The sequence below is a fragment of the Spiroplasma endosymbiont of Eupeodes luniger genome, assembly GCF_964019525.1.
Classification (GTDB): domain Bacteria; phylum Bacillota_I; class Bacilli_A; order Mycoplasmatales; family Nriv7; genus Nriv7.
In genome coordinates this window covers 286,287-302,923 of record NZ_OZ026453.1, presented here as the reverse complement: position 1 = coordinate 302,923, position 16,637 = coordinate 286,287, and the positions used below count along the sequence as shown (strand labels likewise).

General features: G+C 26.3%; 21 protein-coding genes. 7 read left to right on the top strand and 14 right to left on the bottom strand.

Translation table 4 applies throughout. The features are described from left to right. Nucleotides 1–24 precede the first annotated feature (24 nt). Together AACK86_RS01810 and AACK86_RS01805 are read left to right on the top strand one after the other, a co-directional pair. A complete protein-coding gene (locus AACK86_RS01810) occupies nt 25–309 on the top strand; it encodes a transposase family protein (protein WP_338982246.1) in 285 nt (94 codons plus the stop codon). Next, a complete protein-coding gene (locus AACK86_RS01805) occupies nt 294–686 on the top strand; it encodes a transposase family protein (protein ID WP_338982644.1) in 393 nt (130 codons plus the stop codon). Before AACK86_RS01810 ends, AACK86_RS01805 begins: the two co-directional genes overlap by 16 nt. A gap of 113 nt (nt 687–799) precedes the next feature. Here the strand turns inward: AACK86_RS01805 and AACK86_RS01800 are convergent, their stop codons facing one another. From AACK86_RS01800 to AACK86_RS01760, 9 genes are all read right to left on the bottom strand, one after another. Continuing rightward, entirely contained in the window at nt 800–1,021 is a 222-nt protein-coding gene (locus AACK86_RS01800; RefSeq protein WP_338982245.1) for a hypothetical protein, read from the bottom strand. Between the two features lie 80 nt (nt 1,022–1,101). Continuing rightward, nucleotides 1,102–2,493, bottom strand: coding sequence for an MFS transporter (locus AACK86_RS01795; RefSeq protein WP_338982244.1), 1,392 nt, complete (start codon nt 2,491–2,493; stop codon nt 1,102–1,104). 116 nt (nt 2,494–2,609) lie between these two features. Beyond that, complete coding sequence (locus AACK86_RS01790) at nt 2,610–3,569, bottom strand: GMP reductase (protein ID WP_338982243.1); 960 nt, start codon at nt 3,567–3,569, stop codon at nt 2,610–2,612. 17 nt (nt 3,570–3,586) lie between these two features. Further along, the gene (locus AACK86_RS01785; protein ID WP_338982242.1) at nt 3,587–4,528 is read right to left on the bottom strand and encodes a hypothetical protein; all 942 of its coding nucleotides are present in this window, start codon (nt 4,526–4,528) and stop codon (nt 3,587–3,589) included. A gap of 2 nt (nt 4,529–4,530) precedes the next feature. Beyond that, nucleotides 4,531–5,328, bottom strand: coding sequence for a TIGR00282 family metallophosphoesterase (locus AACK86_RS01780; protein WP_338982241.1), 798 nt, complete (start codon nt 5,326–5,328; stop codon nt 4,531–4,533). Between the two features lie 14 nt (nt 5,329–5,342). Further along, entirely contained in the window at nt 5,343–5,669 is a 327-nt protein-coding gene (gene ylxM, locus AACK86_RS01775; RefSeq protein ID WP_338982240.1) for a YlxM family DNA-binding protein, read from the bottom strand. 7 nt (nt 5,670–5,676) lie between these two features. Beyond that, nucleotides 5,677–6,648 (bottom strand): signal recognition particle-docking protein FtsY, encoded by a 972-nt coding sequence (gene ftsY, locus AACK86_RS01770; RefSeq protein ID WP_338982239.1) that lies wholly within the window; start codon nt 6,646–6,648, stop codon nt 5,677–5,679. 23 nt (nt 6,649–6,671) lie between these two features. Further along, nucleotides 6,672–7,811 (bottom strand): tRNA 2-thiouridine(34) synthase MnmA, encoded by a 1,140-nt coding sequence (mnmA, locus tag AACK86_RS01765; protein ID WP_338982238.1) that lies wholly within the window; start codon nt 7,809–7,811, stop codon nt 6,672–6,674. A 574-nt stretch (nt 7,812–8,385) separates the two neighbouring features. Then, nucleotides 8,386–8,649, bottom strand: a complete 264-nt coding sequence (locus tag AACK86_RS01760) for a transposase family protein (protein ID WP_422398326.1) — start codon at nt 8,647–8,649, stop codon at nt 8,386–8,388. Nucleotides 8,650–8,759: 110 nt separating this feature from the next. Here AACK86_RS01760 and AACK86_RS06940 point away from each other — a divergent pair, with 110 nt between their 5' ends. Together AACK86_RS06940 and AACK86_RS06935 are read left to right on the top strand one after the other, a co-directional pair. Then, a complete protein-coding gene (locus AACK86_RS06940) occupies nt 8,760–9,212 on the top strand; it encodes a transposase family protein (RefSeq protein WP_422398268.1) in 453 nt (150 codons plus the stop codon). After that, nucleotides 9,197–9,589 (top strand): transposase family protein, encoded by a 393-nt coding sequence (locus AACK86_RS06935; RefSeq protein WP_422398325.1) that lies wholly within the window; start codon nt 9,197–9,199, stop codon nt 9,587–9,589. Before AACK86_RS06940 ends, AACK86_RS06935 begins: the two co-directional genes overlap by 16 nt. Before the next feature lie 153 nt (nt 9,590–9,742). Here AACK86_RS06935 and AACK86_RS01750 read toward each other — a convergent pair whose 3' ends face one another. Beyond that, entirely contained in the window at nt 9,743–10,087 is a 345-nt protein-coding gene (locus AACK86_RS01750; RefSeq protein ID WP_338982236.1) for a transposase family protein, read from the bottom strand. A 252-nt stretch (nt 10,088–10,339) separates the two neighbouring features. On the opposite strand from AACK86_RS01750, the gene AACK86_RS01745 reads away from it, so the two are divergent. Genes AACK86_RS01745 through AACK86_RS01735 form a run of 3 tightly spaced genes read left to right on the top strand, consistent with a single transcriptional unit; the run spans nt 10,340 to nt 11,223 of the window. Continuing rightward, complete coding sequence (locus AACK86_RS01745) at nt 10,340–10,609, top strand: hypothetical protein (protein WP_338982235.1); 270 nt, start codon at nt 10,340–10,342, stop codon at nt 10,607–10,609. Then, nucleotides 10,599–10,898: a UPF0758 domain-containing protein gene (locus AACK86_RS01740; protein ID WP_338982234.1), complete on the top strand. Its 300-nt coding sequence runs from the start codon at nt 10,599–10,601 to the stop codon at nt 10,896–10,898. Before AACK86_RS01745 ends, AACK86_RS01740 begins: the two co-directional genes overlap by 11 nt. Next, nucleotides 10,861–11,223 (top strand): JAB domain-containing protein, encoded by a 363-nt coding sequence (locus tag AACK86_RS01735; protein WP_338982233.1) that lies wholly within the window; start codon nt 10,861–10,863, stop codon nt 11,221–11,223. The genes AACK86_RS01740 and AACK86_RS01735 overlap by 38 nt, the downstream gene beginning before the upstream one ends. A 43-nt stretch (nt 11,224–11,266) precedes the next feature. Here the strand turns inward: AACK86_RS01735 and AACK86_RS01730 are convergent, their stop codons facing one another. The 4 genes from AACK86_RS01730 to hisS form a co-directional block, all read right to left on the bottom strand. Next, complete coding sequence (locus AACK86_RS01730; protein ID WP_338967972.1) at nt 11,267–11,494, bottom strand: YneF family protein; 228 nt, start codon at nt 11,492–11,494, stop codon at nt 11,267–11,269. 1 nt (nt 11,495) lies between these two features. Then, nucleotides 11,496–13,520, bottom strand: a complete 2,025-nt coding sequence (tkt, locus tag AACK86_RS01725) for a transketolase (RefSeq protein WP_338982232.1) — start codon at nt 13,518–13,520, stop codon at nt 11,496–11,498. 68 nt (nt 13,521–13,588) lie between these two features. After that, complete coding sequence (aspS, locus tag AACK86_RS01720) at nt 13,589–15,274, bottom strand: aspartate--tRNA ligase (RefSeq protein ID WP_338982231.1); 1,686 nt, start codon at nt 15,272–15,274, stop codon at nt 13,589–13,591. Beyond that, nucleotides 15,274–16,551 carry a histidine--tRNA ligase gene (gene hisS / locus AACK86_RS01715; protein WP_338982230.1) on the bottom strand — a complete coding sequence of 426 codons (1,278 nt, stop codon included), beginning with the start codon at nt 16,549–16,551 and terminating at the stop codon, nt 15,274–15,276. The genes aspS and hisS overlap by 1 nt, the downstream gene beginning before the upstream one ends. Between the last annotated feature and the right edge of the window lie 86 nt (nt 16,552–16,637).

The window sequence follows — 16,637 nt, the reverse complement described above, 5'->3', positions numbered from 1 at the left end:
AAAGGTATCGCAAGAAGTCTATTGATGACTTTATCATATTGACGAGAATATCAGACTTATTTTCATCTTGGTAAAAATTTCGGAATTAGTGAAGCTAATTGTTATCGCAATATCAAGTGAATTGAAGATATTTTAATTAAAAACTCTGATTTTCAACAACTTGCTGGTAAAAAAGCACTAATAAATGATTATTTTAATGATAAAACTATTATTATTGATGCTACCGAAACTCCAATCCAACGCCCAAAAAAAGACAAAAACAATCTTATTCTGGTAAAAAGAAAAAACACACCATTAAAACACAAGTAATTATCGAACAAGAAACCAGAAAAATTATTGCAACAAGTTTTTCACTTGGGAAAAAACATGATTATGCTTTATTTAAAGAATCAAAAATCTCAATTTTAAAAAATACCAAATTAATAGTTGATAGTGGTTATCAAGGAATACAAAAAATTCACAATAATGTTCTAATACCTACAAAGAAAACAAAGAAAAACCATTTAAATAAAGCACAAAAACAACATAATAGACTAGTTTCAAAAATGAGAATTATTATTGAAAATATTTTTGCTATTCTTAAAAAATTTAAAATTATGACAGAAAAATATCGTAATCGTAGAAAAAGATTTGGTTTAAGATTTAATTTAATTGCCTCAATTTATAATTTGCAATTATTAATTTAACATAAAAGATTTATTTAAAATTAAAGAATTTAAATAATAAATTCATTTTTTGTTGTGGCAAAATATTAATTTTTTAGATAAAAGACATAATTAATTAAAATTATATTTTTCTATTACTGTCTTTTTACAAATATTTGTAATTTTTTTAATAGGTTATGCAAGAAGTCTAATAATCTATTTTCTAGTGATAATTTATTAGTTTTACCACCTTTTTTAAATTTTTCTGTTTCAGCTACTTGTAAAATATCTAACATTTTATTAAAAGTGGATTTTTTTATTCCTGTTAATCTTAACCATTCTTTATCATTAAGAGTATTAAATTTATTATTGTTCATATTTTGATATCCTCATAAATTATATTTTATAAGAATATTTTAATAAAAAAGGTATCGCAAGAAGTCTAATATTGATTTTATTAACTAACTGATATTTTTAAGCGCTTATTATCTTTTCTTTTTAAAAAAAATAATATGGATCCCGCTAATACTGCTAATAATGAAACAACAAGAATCATTGTTAAGACAATTTGATATCCCGTTTGGCTAGAAAATTTTTCTTCTTTACCATTAACAATTTCAACGATTTCATAGCTCTTATAAACAACAGAAGCAATATGTCAAAATCAAGCATCAGGAGAAAAAGAAATTAAAGAAATAAATGCTACCATTAAACCATAATTCTTTTCAGGAATATTTAATTCATTAATTACTGCTCAACGATTAGTTACTAAACATCAACAAGTTATTCCTAAAAGAATAAACATCGCCGAAACAATAATTTGAATTGCAATTTTGCCAACAGCTCCAAAATTATTAATTGTTGTTCCAAACCCAGGAGTAATAATAGCAATCAAAATTAAACAACTATTTATTACTAGTCCCAAAGTAATAAAGAGAATATATTTCCCTCAGCGATCAGCAATATTTCCTGCAAATGAAGACACAGCAAACCGTGAGAGATAAGTTCTAACAATTCCTAAAATAAATGTTACCACACTAGCAACTTTTAAACTATTTTCTAAGTAATTAATAAAAACGCTTAAACCTGATTGAAACATATAAACACCTAAAATTAATAGTGTTACTAACCACACCTTAATATTACCAATAATAAGTCGCAATTCATCTCACTTAAAAGCAAAAGCTTTCGTTTTTTTCTTTTCTTCAACAAATAACATTGTTAAAACACAAACAATTAAAGCTGTTGCTGATAAAACTCAACATAAAGCCGGAAATGCTCAATTATCTAAACTTGTTGCTTTTAAAAAAAAATAAATCGCATAAGAAAAAACAACAATTAAAGCACCAAATAAACCATTAATACTGCCTAATAAGCCATTAACTGTTCCTTGTTGCTTGTCGGTTGCTTGTTGTGACAATAATTTTCATAATGCTGATCAAAAAATAAATCCTGTTGCTAATCCTCAAATAACAAATATCGCTACTAACTGACTAAAAATCGCTTCTTCGGTACCTTGCATAAATGGAATTGCTCCATATCAAAAACCAACGCCACCAATCATTGCTAAACCACTAACAATTAATAACTTTAAACTAACTTTATCAGCAAGATAGCCACCAAATAAATATGATGGCAATAAGACATACCCATATATTGCAATGGCACTAGTAAATTTTCCTTCACTAATACCAAACTCAGTATGAATATTAGAAAAAACATTTTTTAAATAAAAAGGCAATATCATTGATAATACATCTGCCATTGCTAAAATAGCAATAGCTCATATTTTTTTACTGCCAAAACTATGAAAAACTCTCACAAAAGATGAATTTTTTAGTTTTGTCATTTTCTTACTCCTCTCAAATATAAACTTATAAATTTATCTTAACATAAGATTTAGTAAAACATCTTTCATTTAAAAGAAAAAATGTCATTTATTTAAAAATAACATTTTTTCTTTTTTTATTCACTAACTAATAAAACATAATCAACGGTTCTTAAATCAAAAAGTTTATTGCCTCCCGAATATGAAATTGCTGATTGTAAATCCTGATTAATTTCTCTTAACTTCGAAGCAATATTTCCTTCAATCGGAACAAAAATTCTCTTGCCTTCAATATTATCAGTATTTTTTTTATTAAAAACACTAGCTGAACCATAATATTCTTTCAAAAATTGACCATCAACTTGAACAGTTTTCCCTGGCGATTCTTCCAATCCTGCTAATATCGCTCCCACCATACAAATTGTTGCCCCAAATCTAATCGCTTTAGCAATATCACCATGTTCGCGTAAACCACCATCTAAAATAATTGGTTGTTTAATCGCATTAAAAATGTCTAAACAAGCTTTGGGCTGTCATCCAGCGGTGCCAAAACCAGTCTTTAACTTTGTCGTACAAACTTTTCCCGGACCAATACCAACTTTAACACAATCAGCTCCTCAAAAAACTAAATCTTGTGCTGCTTCAACCGTAGCAATATTTCCCGCAATAACAAATGTTTGTGGTAAATTAATTTTAATGTATTTAAGCATCTTTTCCATATATTGCGAATGTCCATGAGCAATATCAATAGTAATAAAATCAGGAATTAAATTTTTTGCTTTCAATTCATCAATGACATTATAATCCTCTAATTTAATTCCTAAACTAATTGAACTATAAAGATTTTGGACTTTCATTTTAGCAACAAAAGCCACATTATCAAACTCAAAACGATGCATAATATAAAAATAATTATTTTTAGCTAAAAATAATGCCATTGTTTCACTAATAACTGTTGTCATATTAGCAGGAACAATTGGTAACTTAAATTTAAATTTACCTAACTGCACACTAGCATCACAGTCTTTCCTTGATTCAACAATACATTTTTTAGGTAATAACCGAATATTTTCAAAATTATAATATTCTCTTTTCATACTTTTCTCCTTAAACATTAACTACTATTTTCAATTCATTGATGAATCATTTTACAATATTGCTCATAGTTTTTACTTCATAGTAAATCATGCGCATCATCAATGAAATATAGTAAATGAGCCCACATCAACTTTTTAATTTTTTTTTGATTACCAAACGGATGATTATTACTTTGTAATAACAAAACTTTTTTATTTGAACTTTTAAGTTTTCAATACGATTTATTAATTAAAGAGTTCATTTGTAACCGATATCATAATAAAAACGGTTTATTTTCAAAATATTTCTTAATTTGTAACTGATAAGGTTTATTCTTACTAATTAATTTCTCCACCAAAACAACTGGTAATTTAACATTACGATCAAATCAAAAACCATACAATGAAATAAATTTTGTTTTCAAATCACTATCAAGATAATTAGGATTACTAATTATATTCAATAATATTATCCCTGTAACCTGTGCTTTATTACTAAGACAAGATATAATATTAGCACCTAATCCTTGTCCAAGCAAGTAAATTTGTTGATGAGGATATTTGTTATTAAATAAATTAATAATTGTTACTAAATCTTTAATATTACTTCCTAATGTTACTTTTTTATTAGCGACTTCATTATGATGATATCGTAAATCAAACGCTAAAAAATTATACCCAATTTTTTGAAAATAATCAATATAAAACTTAAAATCAGCTTTACTATTGAAAAAGTCATGAACAAAAATAATTAATTTATTTTTATTAATATCAACTTGATAATTAGCCGACAAGGAAAAGCAATCACTCATTATTAATGAATGCTTTCTAATTTCAGGTTTTTGAATTGATAAAACTTCGCTAACACCAATTCTTAATAAATTATAAATTCGACGGAAAATAAAATATAAAACAAAAATAACGGTAAATGCTAGTAAAAATCACATTCAATAATTTCGTAAAAAATTAATAAAAATCATAATTATTTAATAACCTTAGGATATTCTTTGTGTGGATTAATATTAATATTTTCAATTTTTATAACTTTATTAGTAATATCATCAATAAATAAAACAATACCATTAATTTGCCCCTCACCAATTACTGGTTTAAATTTAATTGGCAAATTATTTTTCTGACGATAAATAACTTCTGTTGGATTAGCACCAATAATTGAATAATAAGCTCCCGTCATTCCAATATCAGTAATAAATCCGGTTCCTTTTGGCAAAATTCTCGCATCATTAGTTTGTACATGCGTATGCGTTCCTCATAATGCTGTAATCTTACCATCATAATTTCAAGCTAAAGCAATTTTTTCAGCACTTGCTTCAGCATGGTAATCAACTAAGTGAATATCACTATCATCTTCTTTTAAGAGCGTATCCATTTCAAAATATGCATTTTGTGATGAACGCATAAAAACACTACCAATTAAATTGGTAACGCGAATTTTCTTATCTTTAACAGTAAATATTGAAGAACCTTTACCAGAATGGTAGGGATTACTATTTAATGGTCGTAAAATATCATCATTATCAACGATTAAATCTAACATATCCGGCTTATCAAATGTATGATTACCACCCGTAATCACATCAACATTAATTCGCTTTAAAAAATAATAATGCTCTTTAATCATTGATTTTCCATGACTAATATTTTCTCCATTAACAATGACAAAATCAATTTGATAATCTTTTCTTAATGATGCTAAATATTCTTCTAAAATACTACGACCAACTTGACCATAAATATCACCAATAACTAAAATATTCATATTTTTTCTTCTTTCTAATCAATTTTTCTTAACTCAGCAATTAACATTTCTACATTTGCTTCCGTTTCATTTTCATAATATGCATATAATCTTTTCCGACGAATATCTTTTGTTAATAACTGCATCTTTTCTTCATAAGTATTTAGGCTATTAATTATCTTACTAATCGCATCGTGAACAGCACTACGCGAAACATTTAATTCATTAGCAATCTCTTGTAATGAAAAATTTTCCATTAAATAAAGCGAAAAGTATTTTTGCTGTTTCGGTGTTAATAACTTACTATATAAATCATATAATAAATTTAATTCATTAGTCTTACTAAGATCTCACATTTTCATCCTTATCCTATCTACTCGTAACTTCTTTTGCTGTTAATCCTTGAATATATTGTTCTAAATCAAATTCTTCCAAGTCATCAAGTTTTTCACCAAGACCAATATATTTTACAGGAATATTTAAACTTTCTTTAATCGCTAAGATAATTCCTCCCTTAGAAGAACCATCCATCTTGGTTAAAATAATCCCCGTAACTGGGGCTACTTCGGTAAAATTTTGTGCTTGGGAAATGCCATTTTGCCCCGTTGTGGCATCAACTACTAATAATGTTTCATGGGGGGCATCAATGATTACCTTTTGAATAACTTTATATATTTTATTTAATTCATTCATTAAATTAGTTTTAGTTTGTAACCTGCCCGCACTATCACAAAGAACAACATCAACTTCTAATTCTTGACCTTTTTTAATACCCGTATAAATAACACTAGCAGGGTCTTGTTGTTCTTTACTAGGCACCACAATTGGCACTTGCAAGCGTTTTGCTCATTGCCATAATTGTTCAACAGCACCAGCTCTAAAAGTATCCCCTGCTACTAATAAAACTTTTTTATTTTGTTGTAATAGCAAATAAGCTAATTTAGCAATTGATGTTGTTTTACCAGCACCATTAACACCAACAACCAAAATAACATTTAATTGATTATCCAAAATATTTAAAGTTGTTGTAATAAACGAATTACTAGCATAAATAGCAAACATCTTATCAATAATAAGTTCATTAATTATTTCAGAATCCTTAATATTATTAATTCTAACTTCATTTTTAATTTCATTAACAATTTGCAATGCCATTTTAACACCAACATCAGCTAAAATTAATGTATTTTCTAATTCTTCAAAATATGTTTCATCAATAACACGATGCTTAGTAACTAAAATCTGTAATTTTTGTAAAAAAGATTTTCGGGATTTATTCAACCCTTTTTCATATTTTAAAGAGCTTTTAGATAAAATTTTATCTTTTAATTTTTTTAACATTAAATCCTCCTAATATGGATAACTTATAAATAATTTAATAATTTATCATCATTAAATACTTGATCAATTACTCCACTACCTAAACAAACATCACCTTGATAAAATACTGCAACTTGCCCTGGAGTAAGAGCTCTTACCTTATTTGCAATAACAACATTAACACAATTATTATCTAATAATAATAATTTAACATCATAAGAAATTTGTTGATAACGAAACTTTGCTGTAATCGGTAAATTTAATAATGGTAAAGAATTATTAATTCAGTTAACATCAGTAACTAAACAACCATTAGCTCATAATCATTCCTTATCACTGCCACTAGCAACAAAAAGAATTTTTTGATGATAATCTTTACCAACAACAAAATAACGATTATTCATTCCTGATAAATCAATGCCTTTTCTTTGACCAATCGTATAATACATAATCCCTTGATGCGTCCCAATAACTTTATTACTTTTAATATCAACAATATTACCAACTTGGGCAGGAATATAATTTTGTAAAAATTGTTTAAAATTCCTTTTACCAATAAAACAAATTCCTGTTGAATCTTTTTTATTAGCTGTTACTAAATTTAATTTCTTAGCTAATTGCCTAACTTCTACTTTTTTAATATCGCCTAAAGGAAAAATAGTTTTTGCTAACTGTTCTTGATTTAATTGTGATAAAAAATAAGTTTGATCTTTTGTTTCATCTTTTGCTTTTAATAATTCATATTTTTTTGTTTCATCATTATATTTAACTTTAGCATAATGTCCCATAGCAATATAATCAGCATTTAAATTTTCCAATGCATAATTTAAAAAAGCAGAAAATTTAATATATTTATTACACAATATATCAGGATTAGGGGTGCGTCCTTTTTTATATTCTTCTAAAAAATAAGTAAACACATATTGTCAATATTCCTCAACAAAATTAATACGATATAAATCAATATTTAATTGTTCAGCAACTTTTTTAGCATCTAAATAATCAACTTGCATTGGACAAATAGCATCATTAATAGATTTATTTCCTAAAATATCATTATTTACTAATGAATCTCAATTACGCATAAATAATCCAATAACATCATATCCTTGTTGTTTTAATAAATATGCCGCAATGGAAGAATCCACTCCTCCACTCATACCAATAACAACTCGTCCTTTCATCAATTTCACCTTCTCAATTTTATTAACTTTCCCTATTAATTTTACAACAAATAGCAACAAATTACATCTTTTTATAATTTAGGAGTATTTTAAGAAAAAGAAAAAATAATTAAAAATTCTAATAATAATGGATAATAATAATTTCTTATTATCACTGTTATTATTAGGAACAAGGAAAATGATATCCTGCAATTTTATTGGTTTTTTTCTGTTTTGCCTTTTTCAGAATTTATTTTTAAAACTTAATTAATTTTCTAATGCTAAATATGAAATCAATATATTTTCTAAAATTTTTTTCTAATTCCAATTTGTGGATTTGTTCTACTGTTTTACGAAATTGCAAAAACCATTGATGAAACGTTCTAATATTTGTTTGTAGTTGTTGTTTATATATTAGAACGATATTAGACTTCTTGCATAACCTATTAAAAAAATTACAAATATTTGTAAAAAGACAGTAATAGAAAAATATAATTTTAATTAATTATGTCTTTTATCTAAAAAATTAATATTTTGCCACAACAAAAAACGAATTTATTATTTAAATTCTTTAATTTTAAATAAATCTTTTATGTTAAATTAATAATTGCAAATTATAAATTGAGGCAATTAAATTAAATCTTAAACCAAATCTTTTTCTACGATTACGATATTTTTCTGTCATAATTTTAAATTTTTTAAGAATAGCAAAAATATTTTCAATAATAATTTTCATTTTTGAAACTAGTCTATTATGTTGTTTTTGTGCTTTATTTAAATGGTTTTTCTTTGTTTTCTTTGTAGGTATTAGAACATTATTGTGAATTTTTTGTATTCCTTGATAACCACTATCAACTATTAATTTGGTATTTTTTAAAATTGGGATTTTTGATTCTTTAAATAGACTTCTTGCGATACCTTTTTTATTAAAATATTCTTATAAAATATAATTTATGAGGATATCAAAATATGAACAATAATAAATTTAATACTCTTAATGATAAAGAATGGTTAAGATTAACAGGAATAAAAAAATCCACTTTTAATAAAATGTTAGATATTTTACAAGTAGCTGAAATAGAAAAATTTAAAAAAGGTGGTAAAACTAATAAATTATCACTAGAAAATAGATTATTGATGACTTTATCATATTGACGAGAATATCAGACTTATTTTCATCTTGGTAAAAATTTCGGAATTAGTGAAGCTAATTGTTATCGGAATATCAAGTGAATTGAAGATATTTTAATTAAAACCTCTGATTTTCAACAACTTGCTGGTAAAAAAGCACTAATAAATGATTATTTTAATGATAAAACTATTATTATTGATGCTACCGAAACTCCAATCCAACGCCCAAAAAAAGACAAAAACAATCTTATTCTGGTAAAAAGAAAAAACACACCATTAAAACACAAGTAATTATCGAACAAGAAACCAGAAAAATTATTGCAACAAGTTTTTCACTTGGGAAAAAACATGATTATGCTTTATTTAAAGAATCAAAAATCCCAATTTTAAAAAATACCAAATTAATAGTTGATAGTGGTTATCAAGGAATACAAAAAATTCACAATAATGTTCTAATACCTACAAAGAAAACAAAGAAAAACCATTTAAATAAAGCACAAAAACAACATAATAGACTAGTTTCAAAAATGAAAATTATTATTGAAAATATTTTTGCTATTCTTAAAAAATTTAAAATTATGACAGAAAAATATCGTAATCGTAGAAAAAGATTTGGTTTAAGATTTAATTTAATTGCCTCAATTTATAATTTGCAATTATTAATTTAACATAAAAGATTTATTTAAAATTAAAGAATTTAAATAATAAATTCATTTTTTGTTGTGGCAAAATATTAATTTTTTAGATAAAAGACATAATTAATTAAAATTATATTTTTCTATTACTGTCTTTTTACAAATATTTGTAATTTTTTTAATAGGTTATGCAAGAAGTCTATTTATTAGTGCTTTTTTACCAGCAAGTTGTTGAAAATCAGAGTTTTTAATTAAAATATCTTCAATTCACTTGATATTCCGATAACAATTAGCTTCACTAATTCCGAAATTTTTACCAAGATGAAAATAAGTCTGATATTCTCGTCAATATGATAAAGTCATCAATAATCTATTTTCTAGTGATAATTTATTAGTTTTACCACCTTTTTTAAATTTTTCTATTTCAGCTACTTGTAAAATATCTAACATTTTATTAAAAGTGGATTTTTTTATTCCTGTTAATCTTAACCATTCTTTATCATTAAGAGTATTAAATTTATTATTGTTCATATTTTGATATCCTCATAAATTATATTTTATAAGAATATTTTAATAAAAAAGGTATCGCAAGAAGTCTATTAAATACAAAATAAAAAGTAATCACTAAATTTATGATTATTTTTAACTTCTTATGAAAACTAAATAATTCAGATATTTTTAATTGATTATATTATGTAATAAATGATTAAAAATTACAAGATAAATAAATCACAAGGAAATTATTTGTTATCAAACGAATATAAATTATGAAAGGAGGTTATTATGAAACTAAAACAATTATCAGAAGAAGAAATGATTTCTAAAACCGGCGGTGCCATTGCTTCATTTCTTATTGGTGGAGCATTACTTGGTCTAGCTATTCCAGTAATTAAAAATCTTTTTAATGCTCAGCAAGCCGATATTGGGCTCCCTGGTGGTTTTAAAGTCGGATGAAATAATCGTGATGAGACAAATATTAAAAATTTAGAAGCAAAATTAGAAAAACTCCAAAATTTATATAATAAGATTTTGCCACCATTTTATGAAATTTAATGACATTCCCATTAATGAACGACCACGAGAAAAAGCGTGAAAAAATGGCATTAAAAATTTAAGTAATAACGAACTTCTTGCATTACTATTACGAACTGGTAATAAAAAACAAAATGTTTTACAATTAGCGTTAACCGTTATTAAAGGAATTGGAAAAGTTAAGGCTATTGAGTTATTAGCAAGTTTTGAGTTATATCAACGAATAAATATTAACATTGCTAACAATAAAATTATTAGAATTAATAATCCGTATGATATTTTTTACTTACTTCATTATTGAAGTAAGTAATTTAAATACCGAAAATTTTTATTTAATTTTATTAAATAATAATAATCGTATTATTTTTAAACAACTTGTATATCAAGGAACAATTAATCAAATTTCAATTGATCCAAAAGATATATATTACCTCGTTTTAAAAAATCATGCCCAAAAAATTATTTGTGCACATAATCACCCTAATAATGATAGTTCACCTAGTAAACATGATATTGAAACAACAAACGCTTTAATTTATATTGCTAAAGTTTTAAAAATTGAATTTGTTGATCACATCATTATTAGCAAAAATAATTTTTATAGTATTTTATTGCAAACTAAATTTGACATATAAAAACTGCCATATAATGGCAGTTTAAAAAGTTATTTTATTAGTTCTAAGGTTTTTTTTGATTACGACGCATCGCATTCATCACAGCTTTAATTTGTGATTCGGAAGGTTTTCTTCCCATTTGCATATACATTGCTCGAATCATTTTTTCATTAACCGGTGGATTATCTCTTAATTGCTTTTCAAACATCTTTTTAGATATTAAAAATGCTAATAACCCTCCTATTACTAAACCGCCAACAAGACCAATTAACAATCCTGCTCATCAAGGCATTTTATCTTTTCTCCTTTATATTATCTTTTTGTAATAACTGCTTAACTTGTAATACAATATTATCAACAGTAAATCCTAATTCATTCATTATATCCTGCATTGGTGCGGATATTCCAAATCTGTCAATACCAAAAGTTATCCCATTATCAACATATTTATGTCATCCTCAAGTTGAAGCCATTTCTAAACTTATCTTTTTAACAGATTGTGGAAGCACTTCTAACTTATAGGTCACATCTTGACAATCAAAAACAGTTGTTGACGGCATAGAAACAACACGAATAGTATTAATATTTTCTTTTTGTAATTGTTGCTGAACTTTTAATGCTAATTGCACTTCACTACCCGTAGCAATAATTATTAATTCTAATTGTGATTTTTCAGGACTAATAATATATCCGCCCTTTAATGCTTTATCCACATCACTAGAAATAATTTGCGGTAAATTTTGTCGCGAAACTAAAATGGCTGTTGGTTTATCTTTACTGTTCAATGCACAAATATAACTAGCAATCGTTTCTTTCATATCACAAGGACGAAAAACATTTAAGTTAGGTAATGCTCTTAACATTGAAATTTGTTCTACAGGTTGATGGGTTGGTCCATCTTCACCAACAGCAATTGAATCGTGACTAAAAACAAAAATATTAGGAATTTCCATTAATGAAGCTAAACGAATTGCAGGTTTCATATAATCACTAAAAATTAAAAAAGTAGCAACAAATGAGCGAACAGTTTTTTGTAATAGCATCCCATTACTAATAGAACCCATTCCAAATTCGCGAACACCAAACATAATATTACGACCTTGTAAATTATTAGATGCAAAGTATCCATCACTTCCTAAAACTTTTGTTGATGATGATAAATCAGCACTACCGCCAATAAATAATGGTAATTTTTTACTAATAGTTTTTAATACCATTGATGAACAATCTCTTGTTGCCAGATCTTGTTTAATTAAAATATCTTGAAAATCATCAGCAGTAAAATTATAGTTATGATATAAAGTATCATTAATTTCCTTATATTCAGTAACATATTTATTAGCATATTCAGTTCACATTTGATTTCAAATTTTTTGTTGTTGTTGGCCTCTTTGTACAACTCTAACTTTAAAATCATTTTTTACATCATCAGGAACAAAAAATGGTTCATAATCTCACTTTAAATTTTCTTTTAATTTAATAATATCATTACCTAAAGGGGCACCGTGAACACTGCTAGTTCCTGCTTTTGAAGCCCCAACACCAATTATAGTTTTAATTTCAATTAAGGTTGGTTTTTCAGTTTCCGCTTTAGCTTGTCTTATTGCTTGACTAATTGCTTTAAAGTCACTACCCGCAGTAACTAAAATATAATTTCAATTAGCACTTAAAAACCGCTGTTTTGTATTTTCACTTTGTGATAAACTTACTGGGCCATCTAATTGAATATCATTAGAGTCATATAAAACAATTAAATTACTTAATTTTAAATGACCTGCTAAACTAATAGCTTCTTGACTAATTCCTTCTTGTAAATCACCATCACTACAAATAATATAAGTATGATAGTCAAAAATATTAAAATCAGGTTTATTATATTTATGTGCCAGAAAAGTCCTTACTAAATCACAACCAACACCCATTGCTAATCCTTGTCCTAATGGTCCCGTTGTTGCTTCAACACCAGGTGTTAAATTTCTTTCTGGATGTCCAGGAGTAATTGAATGCAATTGCCGAAAATTTTTAACTTCATCAATACTAATATCATAACCACTTAAATGTAATAATGCATACAATAATGCTGATCCATGTCCAGCTGATAAAATAAAACGATCACGATTAATTCATTGAGGGTCTTGCGGATTACAATATAAATGTTCACTAAATAGTGCATAACTCATTGGTGCTGCTCCTAAAACAATTCCCGGATGCCCTGAATTAGCTTGATTGACAGCTTCAACACCTAACATCTTAATAGTATTAATTGACTGCTCACGATTATAATCATCGTTTTCATTTTGAAATTGGTTTTGTGACATATTATTCCTCCTTGTTACTTTTCACCATACTTATTTTAATATATTTTCCATAAAATACCTATATTTTACTAACTATTTACCACATTTAAGCCCAAAATGTCCAATTGTTCTTGTTTAACAACGCTAGGAGCGTGCGTTAACATATCACTACCCTTAGTATTCTTAGGAAAAGCAATTACATCACGAATACTATGACTATTACTTAATAACATTATTAAACGATCTAATCCCAAAGCAATACCACCATGAATTGGTGCTCCATAGGATAAAGCATTCAAAAGAAAACCAAATTTTTCCTTTTGTTCTTCAACAGAAACTTGTAAAAACTCTAACATTTTTTGTTGCATTTCAAGACTATGAATTCGTATTGAACCACCACCAACTTCATAACCATTCAATACTAAATCATAAGCCTGAGACTTGACTAACATCGGATTACTAGTAAAATCAATTTCATCTTTAATATTAGGGCGCGTAAAGGGATGATGGGCAGCAACAAATTTTTTGTTTTCATTATCATAAACAAATAATGGTCAATTTACAACTCATAAAAATTGATAATCTTCATTAGTAAAAAGATTTAATTGTTTAGCAATCGCCTGTCTTATGGCTCCCATTGTATTGCAAGCCAATTCATAATCATTTGTAATCATTAAAACTGTTGCTTGATTACTAATTGCTAAATGATTAATGATAACTTCAGCATTATTAGATAATAACTCTGAAGCAATAACTTTATTGTCATAAGTAATATATTCTAACTGCCCCGCCTGATATTGACTAACAATAACTTTTAGGTCTGCTAATTGTAAATCAGTTAATAACTGAGAAACAACAATTGCTTTAGTAGTTTTCTTTTTACTACTAGTATTTATTAAACTAAGGTCAATAAGTTTTAAATCATATCGTAAATCTGGTTTATCACTACCATATAAATCAATTACTACTTCATAATCTAATTGTAAAAAAGGTATTTTTAAATTAATGTTTTTAGTTTTTAACATTATTTCCTGCATCATTTGCTCTAAAAGACTAATAATATCCTTTTGTTCAATAAAACTCATTTCTAAATCTAATTGACTAAATTCTGGTTGGCGATCACTTCTTAAATCTTCATCCCGAAAACAACGAGCAATTTGATAATAACGATCATAACCACCAACCATTAATAATTGCTTAAATATTTGTGGTGACTGTGGTAACGCATAAAAATGTCCTTTTTGATTTCTTGCCGGAACTAAATAGTCTCTTGCCCCTTCGGGAGTTGTGCTTGCTAAAATTGGCGTTTCAATTTCTAAAAAATTATTATTATTTAAAAAATTACGCACTATTTGCATAACTTGATGACGCAAAACTATTTTATCTTGCATTACTTGTGTTCGTAAATCTAAAAACCGATATTCTAAACGCTTTCCCTCTAAACTTTCATTATCTAATGGTGATACTTGTGATTTATTTATTAACTCTAAATTAGTACAAATAATTTCAATATTTCCTGTTGATAAATTATTATTTTTAGATTTACGAAGCACTACCCTACCATCAACTTTAATAACATCATCAGTACTTAAACTTTTAGCAAGAACATAGTTAGGATTTTCACTATTAATTATAATTTGCGTCATTCCATAACGATCGCGTAAATCTAAAAATATTAAATTATTAAGTTTACGAATTGTATGAACTCAACCACAAAGGTTAACTTCTAAATTAACATTTTCTTCTCTTAATTCACCACAATTATGACTTCTCATTATTTATCTCCCTTATTTGCATTCAAATAATTAATTAATTCATTAATACTAATCTTTTCTTCTACCTTAGTTTGCTGATTTTTAATAGTTAAATTACTCTCTTTAACTTCGTTATCACCAATAATAATAACAAAACGACAATCTAATTTAGAAACAACATTAAACTGAGCCTTAATATTCCTTTGTTCATAATCCATATCACTAATAAAATTATTACTTCTTAAAGTTAATAATACATTAGTTGCTAATTCATAACCAGTAGCGGTTAAAGCAATAATGTATACATCAACCAATGGAAGCATTTTTTTAATAAAGTCTGAATGATTTTCAGCAGCATTAAGTAATCTTTCAATTCCGATTGCAAAACCAATTGCTGGAACTGATTTTTGATTTTTTGATAATTCTTCAACTAAATTATCATAACGACCACCACCAATTAATGTATTCTGTCCTTCAACACCCTTCTCTAAACTAATAATTTCAAAAACAGTATCATTATAATAGTCTAAACCACGAACTAATTTACTATCAATCTCATATTTAACTTTTAAATTATCCAATAACTTTATTAACCTTGCAAAATATTCATTTTCTTCAATAGAATAAGTTTCACTAATTATTGGTAAATTTTTAATATTTTGATCAATTTTACAATCTAATACTCTCAAGGTATTTTTAGTAATTCTTCTTTGACAATCCGCACATAATGTTGTGCTCATATCTTGTAAAAATGTTTTTAAAATTTGTTGATATTTATTTTGGGTTGCTTTTGCTCCTAAAAAATTTATTTTAAGAAAAATATTATTAATCTTTAACGATTTAACAATATCCATTGCTAAACAAATAATTTCAGCATCTAAATAAATAGTTTTTTTACCAAAAACTTCCACACCAAATTGCGTAAATTGTCTTTGACGCCCTCGTTGTGGTCGCTCATAGCGAAACATATGTCCATAGTAAAATAATTTTAAAGGTAATCCTAAAACATCAACTAATTTATTTTCAATTATTGCTCTAACAATTGGCGCTGTATTTTCAGGACGAAGTGCTAATTCACGACCTTTTTTATCTTGAAAGTTAAACATTTCTTTACTAACAATATCGCTATTAACACCAACAGTTCTTTGAAATAATTCATACTGTTCAAATATCGGCGTACTAATTTCTTCATAATTATATTTTTTAACAATATCTCGTAAAATTTGTTGTAACTGATATCGTTGTTTACTTTGGATTGGTAAAATATCATTAGTACCTCGGGGGGCTTTATATTCCATACATTTCTCTCCTTAGACTTACTTTCACTATTAATTTTACTAGTTATTTACAAAAATTAAAAATTTTTCAATAAAAACTTCTTGTT